8 protein-coding genes are annotated in these 10,010 nt (G+C 62.3%); 3 read left to right on the top strand and 5 right to left on the bottom strand.

Going from position 1 to position 10,010, the window contains the following annotated elements:
• The first annotated feature begins 133 nt into the window (after positions 1-133).
• Complete coding sequence (locus tag HTS88_RS02870) at positions 134-1,477, top strand: ParB/RepB/Spo0J family partition protein (RefSeq protein WP_174175263.1); 1,344 nt, start codon at positions 134-136, stop codon at positions 1,475-1,477.
• A gap of 444 nt (positions 1,478-1,921) precedes the next feature.
• Here HTS88_RS02870 and HTS88_RS02865 read toward each other — a convergent pair whose 3' ends face one another.
• The 4 genes from HTS88_RS02865 to HTS88_RS02850 form a co-directional block, all read right to left on the bottom strand.
• The gene (locus HTS88_RS02865; protein ID WP_174175261.1) at positions 1,922-3,094 is read right to left on the bottom strand and encodes a protein kinase family protein; all 1,173 of its coding nucleotides are present in this window, start codon (positions 3,092-3,094) and stop codon (positions 1,922-1,924) included.
• Positions 3,095-3,237: 143 nt separating this feature from the next.
• Positions 3,238-4,785, bottom strand: coding sequence for a DUF6297 family protein (locus HTS88_RS02860; RefSeq protein ID WP_246255904.1), 1,548 nt, complete (start codon positions 4,783-4,785; stop codon positions 3,238-3,240).
• The gene (locus HTS88_RS02855) at positions 4,772-5,458 is read right to left on the bottom strand and encodes an ABC transporter ATP-binding protein (protein ID WP_343044868.1); all 687 of its coding nucleotides are present in this window, start codon (positions 5,456-5,458) and stop codon (positions 4,772-4,774) included. Before HTS88_RS02855 ends, HTS88_RS02860 begins: the two co-directional genes overlap by 14 nt.
• 64 nt (positions 5,459-5,522) lie before the next feature.
• Entirely contained in the window at positions 5,523-6,062 is a 540-nt protein-coding gene (locus HTS88_RS02850) for a hypothetical protein (protein WP_174175258.1), read from the bottom strand.
• A gap of 1,093 nt (positions 6,063-7,155) precedes the next feature.
• On the opposite strand from HTS88_RS02850, the gene HTS88_RS02845 reads away from it, so the two are divergent.
• A complete protein-coding gene (locus HTS88_RS02845) occupies positions 7,156-7,566 on the top strand; it encodes a four-helix bundle copper-binding protein (protein WP_174175256.1) in 411 nt (136 codons plus the stop codon).
• A gap of 77 nt (positions 7,567-7,643) precedes the next feature.
• Positions 7,644-8,219, top strand: coding sequence for a DUF305 domain-containing protein (locus HTS88_RS02840; RefSeq protein WP_246255903.1), 576 nt, complete (start codon positions 7,644-7,646; stop codon positions 8,217-8,219).
• A 158-nt stretch (positions 8,220-8,377) separates the two neighbouring features.
• On the opposite strand, the gene HTS88_RS02835 is transcribed toward HTS88_RS02840, so the two are convergent.
• Complete coding sequence (locus tag HTS88_RS02835; protein ID WP_174175254.1) at positions 8,378-9,901, bottom strand: SulP family inorganic anion transporter; 1,524 nt, start codon at positions 9,899-9,901, stop codon at positions 8,378-8,380.
• Between the last annotated feature and the right edge of the window lie 109 nt (positions 9,902-10,010).

Raw genomic sequence — 10,010 nt, 5'->3', positions numbered from 1 at the left:
AGGCGACAACAGGGTCCACGCCCGCACCCATTCCACCCGCTTGACAGACATAGAAGCGTCGGAGGGAGAGGGGAACTGGCCGGTCACCTGAGCCGCCCCACCCACCGGAATCCTCTGCAAAAGGAGCAACACCATGACCACCAACCCGACCCTCGAAATGCTCGACCCGGCCACCTTGACCGTCGACATCAACGTCCGCAAAGACGCGGCCCTGACCGGCGACTTCATCGCCAGCATCAAAGAACACGGCGTCATGGAACCCGTGATTGCCCACCGCAAGGAGGACGGCACCGTGCATGTCCTGATGGGCCAGCGCCGCACCCGGGCCGCCGTCGAAGCCGACCGGCCCCTGATTCCGGTGATGATCATCGAATCCCCCGAGGAAGCCGAACGCATCGTGACCCAGGTCGTGGAGAACATCCAGCGGGCCGAACTGACCGAAGCGGACGAAGCAGACGCCTACCACCAGCTGTCGCTGATCGGTGTCTCGGCCGCCGCGATCGCCAAGAAGACCGGACGGACCAAAACCACCGTGGAGGGCGCGTTGAAGGCCAAAGCCTCCGATGCCGGGGCCGCCGCCCTGAGCAAGGGCTACACCATCGACGAAGCCCTCATCATGGCTGAATTTGAAGGCGACGAAGACGCCACAGAGGAATTGGAGTCCGTGCTGGCGGACGAAGCCGACCAGCTCCTGCACGTCGCGCAGCTCCTGCGCGACCGCCGGGCCAGCGAAGCCGCACGCGCCGCGCTCGTGACCGAGCTCGAGGCGACAGGGAAGACCATCGTGGAGGACGCCGGATACTACGACGAGGACGAGAATCTGTACGTCAGCTCCGCCAAGCGTGCCGACGGGGAAGCGGCCACCGACGAGGACGCCAACGCCTACAGAATCACCACCGACTACCGGGGAAAGCACAACGCCGAACCCGTCATTACCGGTTGGAAAGAGCTGGGCTTCGTGTCGAGGTACAAGCGGTACGACGGCGGCACCCAGGCCCAGAAAGGCCCGATGACCGACGAAGAGAAAACCGAGCGCAAGACCCTGATCGCGAACAACAAGGCGATGGAATCCGCTGGTGTCGTCCGCCGCGAGTTCATCAAGACCATGCTCTCCCGCAAGACGGCACCGAAGGGCTGGCAGTACTTCACCGTCCACGCCATCACCCATCACTCTGAAACCGCCAGCGGCTACGACGGCAAGGTCGCCACCGAAATGATCGGGACCAAGACCGGGGAGGACACCGACCGGTGGGGCTGGAACCCGCTCCGGGACCACACCGCCAAAACCACAGCCCGGCCCGAGTTCTCCCTGATCGCCCTGATCTGCGCCGGGTACGAGAAGACCATCCAGAAAGACTCATGGCGCTCCGCCGAAAAGAGGCACTTCGACTACCTGAACCAGCTCACCCACTGGGGGTACACCGCCAGCGCCGTCGAGCAGATCATCATTGACAAACACGCCACCGAGGGCGAATAGTCCGGCTTAGGCCGGGTGACTGAAACCCCCAATGCAGAAGCCAGGCCCTTCCACCCGAAAGGGTGGAAGGGCGGGCGGCTATATTCCCCCCCTTATCGCAACTGCCCGGCCACTGACCCCAAAGGGGCGACGAACCTCCCGCAGGTCGGGCGGTCCGCCGCCCAGGGCGAACCACAGCGGCCACTCACCAGCGACGGACCGCCATTCACCGCGACCCCGCAACCGGCCATTCACCAGCCGCGCGACCAGGAACAACGAGGTACCAGGCCGCGGCAGCACCACAACCCATTCAGCCAAGCTGAACCACAGATTTCCTTTGCAGAGGGAAGACAGAAGGGACCAGCGCTCAGTGAGCGCTGGTCCCTTCGTCGTTATAGGCGCCAGGGGCCACGAGTCGAGTTCCAGGGGAGCCATATCGAAGGACCTGAGGTTTCAGGCGTCAGCTCAGAGCAGGTAGTTGGTCTTATCAAGCGCAGCTACCGCATCGATGATTTCTTGGACTGCCGTGTATCGGTTCGCCACAACCAGGTCCGTACATTTCCGTACGATCCCCCCGAGGTTGTTGCCTGCTACGTGCGGGGCTGCCTTGCCGGTGAAAATGAAGGAAAGAATGAATCCCACGGAGTAGATCTCGTTGCTGAGGGTGTAGTCCTTGAATCTGGTAAGAGTGGGGTCAAGGATCGTCCCCTTCATCTCGGTTCCTGTGCGGGTAAGCAAGGAGCTTTGGGTCTTGTGCAGACCAAAATCTGAGAGTTTCACCTGGACGACGCCGGCATCGTAGGTCTTGACGAGCACGTTGGTGTAACTCAGATCCCGGTGAAGAACCTCCTTGTATGCGAGGTAGCTAATGCCATACAGGAACTGTTGCGCGATCCGCTGACGCTTGCCGAAGTCGAACTTAGGGTTGCCGTTATTCGTGGCGATGTACTTTCCCAGGGTGTAGTCGCAGAACTCCATGGCATAGCTGGTTCTGGCTTCGTTGTAGCCGTAGACGGCCAGCACATAAGGGGAACTCAAACCGGTCAGGACGGCATACTCCTCCTTGAACCTCGCCAGCTCGTTATCTGCAAGGCCCTTCTTCGCGACCTTCACGGCGACGGGCATGTTGTATTCAAGATCCTTGTACTTATAGACAATCGCGTAGGAACCCTCTCCAATTGGCTTCAGCGGGTAGTCCTTGCCTGCCTTCTCGATCCGAACGTTGTCTGCCGCGATGGAGAAGATCGGCTCGTAGTCCTCAAGGGCGATCTCGGCGAAATCCGGGGGCATGGGGCTTCCACCGCTGGGCGATAAGAAAGCGCGGCAACTGTCGAGTGCATCCTCGTAGGTCTTGTCCAGGGTTAGCTCCATGCCGACCCTTTTGAGGTTGGTCCTGAGCTGTCCCAAGTCACGAATGACTTCGAGAAGGTCCCTGCTCTGATCAGCGTTGTAGTGGCCTCCCCGCTCCCGCTTGTGGTTCATGTGACCCAGCAGCGTGTTGAGCTTGTCGTGGAAGTAGGCGAAGGCCGGCTGAAGCGCCTCCCTTTGATTCTGGTAGTAGCGGGCGTACCGGTCATCGTACGGATACGCCGAGTATCTGTTTTGTATGTCTTGAAAGACGTCTGCTGGTACTACCAAGGTCCCCCCACCGATGGAAATGACTATCTACCTATTCTCGGTCAGATGAGAGAAGTTGCCCTCCGCGAGGGCCGGGAGGGGCGGCAGCTTCCAGACCACGTTCAAAAACGACCCTTTACGCCTATGGCGGCTCGGGGCGTCCGTCACGGTGAGCGGCGTATAACAACGCCGAGGGCGCCAGCACTAAAGAGGGCTTGGATGATGATTGCCGCCGGGTGGACGTCCCCGGCATACAGGGAGACCAGGGCCGGTGCTAGAGCCAGAACGGTGAAGTCCAGTCCGCGTAGCAGCGATCCTATCTGGGCCTGGGGGATTGGGCCGAAGGGGGTTTCCACCGGGGGAACGGACCAGTCTGATACGGGGCGGGTCGCGCCGCGCACTGCCCCGGCGCCCATCCCGATCCCGGCTAGGGCACCCAGAAGAATCAGGGCAGGTGGGGCTGCTCCCAGCAGCACCAGGATCCCGGTCAGACACGTCATCCAGAGAATCATGACCAATGCGGGCATGATCGCCCGGCTGCACCGGACCCAGAGAGGGGAGACCGGCAGTATGGCATCGAGCCCGGGGACGAGTGCTGTTCGTCGGGCCACTGTCCCGGTACTGGAGGTCGTGGCGCAGCCGGCGATGGCGATAACTCCGATCTGAGCCAGTGCCGGCAAGCTCTTGTCGACAAACAGCACGGCTACAACTATCCCAAGCCATAACAAGGGCAAAGCAAGGGAGCCTTGCAAGCGGAGAAAGGCCACGATATCGGCACGGAAGAGGGCGGCGACGGGGCCTTGTACGGGGCGGGTATAGAAGCCGGCTGCCCGGTGCGCGGATCCGATCGGTCGGTCTCCGTGGAGTGCGCGTAGGAGTTCGTTGGTGTCCATGAAGAAGAACGAGGACCGCGCGTGGCCGGCTACTGCGCCGCCGCGAATGAGGTCTGCCCCGCGGACCTGGCCCGTCCTGGACGCGACGGCGCAGAGAAGGACGGCCGCGGACACGGCCGCGACCGTCAGTGCCCAGGGCGAATTGGTCAGGGAGGGGAGAACTGCGCAGGGGATAAGAGCCACGGCCCCGGCCAGACGCCCTGGCCTGGGGTTGATAGGTTCGAGCTGCATCCATCCGGCCAGCCCGACGGACACGACGGCGACCGCCCCGAAAGTCGCCGACCCCAGCAGATGCGCAGGTAAGGTCAGCTCCGCTGAGGTGAGGACGCTGAAGGGCATGAACGCTGCTGCGGAAGCCAGGCCGAGGAGAATGCAGCGGCGAAGGAAGGCCGGCAACACCATCGGCCGCCGGTCTACCGGTAACGGTAACCACCACTGTCCTTCGGCGCCTTGGACTGTGATGGGACCCATCCGCCTGGCGAGAATCATGACCGTCGTGAGGGCGGCATAAACAGTGAGCGTCCAGAGCGCGGGAGCGGGAATCGTGGGCCAGTGATCACTGATGCGGAGGCTGCCGGCCTCCCCGCGGCCGGGCAATGCATCCTTCACGGTCATGACCATTGAGGCGGCCAGCGCGATCGCGCATCCCAGTGCAAGCCCATAGCTGTACAGGTCAGTGAACAGGTCCTTGAGGGATGTTCGGGCACGGTTGTACCGGCGGGATGAACGTTGCGTAAAGGCTGTGATGTCCGCGGAAAGGTCCCGTGTAGACCTCGTTTCGTCTCCTGACGGCAGGGTGGTGGCCTCAGCTCCTTGCAATGGTCGATGCCCCCTGCTCGGGCGTGACCTCGGTGACGACGTCATCGATCACCAGACAGGTCGAGGCCACAGAGGTGAGGAGAGCAGGATCATGGGTAACGAGCACCACCGCTCCTCCGTCCTGGGCGTGCCCGGCAAGCCGGTGGGCCAAGGAATCGCGCATCAGCGGGTCCAACCGCTGCTCGGGCTCATCGAGGATCATCAGCGTCGAGGGACGCATTAAACCGGCCGCCAAAAGCAGACGGCGTCGCTGCCCGGAAGACAGGGCCTCCGGCACGACATCAGCCCTTCCCTCCAGCCCGAAGAACTCGAGCTCAGCGTCGACGGCCCGGTCCGGGGACTTCATGGAGTGTCCGCGGGCGACCAGCAGCAAATGCTCACGCACCGTCAAGGAAGGGAAGAACAGATCATCGTCGAAAACCGCGGCAACGTTGCGTCGAAACCGCACGTTATCCGGGTCCGCCGCGAAACCCTGGACGCTGACCGACCCGGACAACGGCATCTGCCGGCCGGCGATAGTCCGGGCGACGGTCGACTTGCCGGCACCGTTGAGGCCCACCACCCCCAGCACCTCGCCGGCCCGCAGACTCACCGAGACCTCCCCGCATACCGGGGCACCGGTGTAGCCCACCAACAACTGCTCAACTTCAAGAACTGCCCCCAATTCAGCCATCCAGCCAGCCTACCGGCGACGGCTGTTGTCACGCCCGGCGTGGCAGAGCGCCGAGGATCGGTGATCATCGCAGCGTCAGTTGGAACGATTTGATCGTTGGCGCCCCAATATGGCGAGCCGGCGGAATCCATTCGATCGAAGCGTCTGTCGGGGCCCGCGCGTTGGATAAATGCGCAACTGTCAAAAACGACCCTTTATGCCTGAGTCGACACGGGCGGCCGGTGACCCCTCCAATGTCGTTTTCAGAAGCTGACTGCACAATGATCCGCTGAATTCCGGGGTTTGTGCAGTCGGGTTGTGACCAGTCATTGCCCGCTACTCCTGTGCACAAGGGCACGCTTGCTCTGCACTCCTGTTCACAAATCGCGACATCGATTCGTTCGAACGTGGCCGTCCGCTCCACCGCCGCCGGCCACACCCACACCTGCACCACGACGGACAAGAGAAGTAAGGCCACCAGCGCGACAAACAATGCGAATAAGATTCCCCGGCTAAAAAACAGGCTCGGCTGAACTGTGCGTTCTTTTACGTTCCCCATGGCCAAAGCGTAACCCTCCGCTTTGAGATGGCGCAGCCACTCGGGAATGGAATCAAATGATGCCACGCCGCCTTCCTCAACCGTCCCATAAGACGGTCGCCGACAGCTGCCATGCAGGTTCGGATAGCGCTCATCAAAATCGCCGGCGTTCCGGAGTGCCTGGAGTCTCGTATGACCCGCCGGGAAAACTGTCCCTTAGGCGTGCCCTGGACGATCAATGTCGGCAGCTGTGCAAAGGACTTCTGACAGTTGTGCAGTCGGCTTCTGAAATCGACATATAACCCAGATACCTCATTAAGCCATTCTGACTCAAAAAGTCCCTCACAGGTCCCCGCTGAGACAATTTATGGTGAGACGTGTTTGCAAGACAACGGGGTGCCCGGCGTTCTCAGCTGGCCGTTAACCCCTCCTCAAGTCCATAACAGTGTCTTGAAAAGCTTTTGATTTACAAGACACTTGCGAGCGACCATCCAGCACTAGTAAGTATGCTGATCTTTTACTAGGGTGGAGAAGAGACATCGACCGGCGGGACCGGAGGGCTGACCGATTTCAGCAGCGGCATTTGACGGACATCGCATCACCACTCGGATGGTGTGCGTTGTGGCGGGTCTGTGGCTGGTGACCATTTTCACGTTCACCGTTTGCGCTGCGCTGTGTATGCCGATGGGGCACGCCGGCGCTGGTATGGCGGTGGGTCAGAGCGTTGCGGCACCTGTCCATCACGGCAGTGCCGCAGGGGTCGGACACGCCGCAGCGCAGCAGCACATGCCGCAGTCGGAGGCAGCCTGCTGTCTTGACCGTCACGATTCAGCCGCGGCGGTCGTTCCGGCCTCCCGGCTGCTGCCAGGCGATGCGGCGGCAGCAGCGGCCGAGGCTGAGGCGAAGGCTTTCCTTCCCGTCCGGCCTGTGCCCGCTGCAGGGTTTGATCCTGCCTTGGAGAAGTCTGCCCATCTCAGGCCGTCACTGGCGGCCCTGTCGATCAGCAGGACGTAAACCCGGCCGGCGCGGTGCCATGACCGCGCCCCATTCATCAGTGTCTTGACCTGGGCGGATCTGCCCGGTTCCGGGCCGTGTCACTCGCGGTCCTCCACACAAGCACAAAGCAGACGGGCCTGCAGAGGTTGAGGTCGGCTGCATCCTGAATGAGGAGAAGATTCACATGACGCATCACGTCACGACCATGCTCAACACCTACCCGAAAGACCTTGGCGGGGTGGACAAGGAAAAGCTCGCGGAGTGCATCGAAGCCTGTTTCGCGTGCGCACAAACCTGCACCGCCTGCGCGGACGCCTGCCTCGGCGAAGAGATGGTTGCCGACCTGACCACCTGCATCCGCACCAACCTGGATTGCGCGGACATCTGCGCGGCTACCGGCAATGTTCTGTCCCGGCGAACGGGATATGACGCCACCAGCACCCGCGCCATACTCGAAGCCTGCCGCGCCGCGTGCGCGGCGTGCGCCGGGGAATGCGAACAGCATGCCGGCATGCACGAGCACTGCCGGATATGCGCCGAAGCATGCCGCCGCTGCGAGACCGCATGCCAGGAGCTTCTGTCCTCACTGGCCTAGAAGCCCGAACTCACGTTTGGCGCACCTTCCCGCTCCTAAGGGGGCGGGAAGGGCTCACCACTTGAAAGGAGACTCCCATGAGTACAGCAGAACACCATCCCGGCAGCCACCCGGACAACGCCCAGGGGCATCAGCAACAGCAACCCAGGCAGCATCCCCACGAAGCTCACGACGATAAGGACAAGGGCGGCGGTCAGGCCTCGTCCAGGATGTATCTCAAATTCGGTGTCATCCTGCTGGTCAGTCTGGCCCTGATGTGGGTGTTGTCGATGTCCATGGTCCGGTCCATCGATCACTTCTACTTCAACCTGAGCAACTTCTGGATGGCGTTGCTGATGGTCTCAGCGATGGCGGTCGTCATGACCGTGGGCATGTGGTCGATGTTCCACAATAAGAAGGCCAATATCGCCATGCTCGTTGGTTTCTCCGTGCTGTTCGCCGCCGTCTTCGCCCTCGGCCGCACCGAAACCTTCGTCGGCAACGAGCAGTTCCTCAAATCCATGATCCCGCACCATTCCCGCGCACTTCTCGTATGCCAGGAATCAAAAATCACCGATCCCGAGATCATCAAACTCTGCGATTCCATCGTGAAATCCCAGCAGGAGGAGATCACGCAGATGCAGGCAATCCTTGACCGCTACGGTTCAGACTGAGCCTTCGCCACGGCATGGGGACCGGCCGCCGGTGGCTGCTGCTGCCCTTGGCCGTCGACGGGCCCGGCGCGAGCTGAGCACCGCAGGCCTCCATGCAAGCACAGGGCTTCCCTTCCATCCAGGAAGGGAAGCCCTGTGATGTTCCGGGCGGCACCGGGTCAGTGACCGGCACCGAGTTTCCCGCCGAGGCGTTCGCGCATGGCGGTGCTGGCCTGGTTGAGGCCGATGATTTTCACGTCCGTGCCGTGGTGGTGGTATTTCTCGGTGATGGCGTCCAGGGCTGCGATGGTGGAGGCGTCCCACAGGTGGGAGGCGTGCATGTCGATGACGACGTGGTTGGGGTCCAAAGCGTATTCGAACTGGGTGTAGAGGTCGTTGGAGGAAGCGAAGAACAGTTCGCCGTCCACCACGTAGGTGGCAGTTTCGTGGCCGCCGACGGTGGTGACGGTCCGCTCTACCGTGACAAGGTGCGCGACCCGGCGGGCAAACAGGACCATGGCCACCATGACTCCCACGCCGACGCCGATGGCCAGGTTATGGGTGGCGACGGTTCCGATGACCGTTGCTACCATGACCGCCGTTTCGCTCTTAGGCATCATCTTCAGCGTCCGGGGGTGGATGCTGTGCCAGTCGAACGTGGCGACGGACACGAAGATCATCACGGCCACCAGCGCCGCCATGGGGATCACAGAGACGATGCCGCCCAGGGCAACGACGAGGATCAGCAGGAACACGCCGGCGAGGAAGGTGGAGATCCGGGTGCGGGCGCCGGAGGCTTTGACGTTGATCATGGTCTGGCCGATCATCGCGCAGCCGCCCATCCCGCCGGTGAAACCTGTGACGATGTTGGCCACGCCCTGGCCCCACGCTTCCCGTGTCTTGTGGGAGCGGGTATCGGTGACGTCATCGACGAGCTTGGCGGTCATGAGGGACTCGAGCAGGCCCACGAAGGCCATGGCCAGGGAGAAGGGGAAGATGATCTGCAGCGTCTCGAGGCTGAACGGGACGTTCGGGATGAACAGGGTCGGCAGGGAATTCGGGAGTTCGCCCTTGTCGCCGACGGTGGGGACGGCGACGGCCGCGAAGACGGTGATCAGGGTCAGCACAATGATGGCCACCAGGGGCGCCGGGACTGCTTTGGTGAGTTTGGGCAGGCCGAAGACGATGGCCAGGCCGAGGGCCACGAGGGGGTAAACCAACCAGGGGACACCGAGGAGTTCGGGGACCTGGGACATGAAGATCAGGATGGCCAGCGCGTTGACGAAACCCACCATCACCGACCGGGGAATGAACCTCATCAGTTTCGCTACCCCGGACAGGCCCAGGATGATCTGGAAGATCCCGGCGAGAATCACGGCGGCGATGAAGTAGTCCACACCGTGGGACTTCACCAGCGGGGCAATGACCAGGGCGATCGCGCCCGTGGCGGCGGAGATCATGGCAGGGCGGCCGCCGACGAAGGCGATGGTGACGGCCATGGTGAAGGACGCGAAGAGTCCGATTCTTGGGTCGACGCCGGCGATGATCGAGAAGGCGATCGCTTCGGGGATCAGGGCCAGGGCGACGACAAGTCCGGCGAGGACCTCGGTTTTGAGCCGGCGCGGTGACATCAGGGTGCCACGCACGGATTGCAGCTGTTCAGGTGTGAACGCCGGGGGGTGTTCGGCTTGTGTGGTGGCCATTGCTGGCTCCGTTCATGGTGAGGAAGGCGCGCGGGTGCGGCTTCGTTTTTGCTAATGACTGTGGGGGCGCAGCGCCGCGCCGGGGAAGGTGGGGGAATTACGCTTGAAG

Origin of the sequence: Pseudarthrobacter oxydans, assembly GCF_013314975.1 — a bacterium.
Lineage (GTDB): Bacteria > Actinomycetota > Actinomycetes > Actinomycetales > Micrococcaceae > Arthrobacter > Arthrobacter oxydans.
The sequence above is the reverse complement of the archived record's forward strand: the minus strand, read 5'-3'. Positions and strand labels throughout refer to the sequence as shown.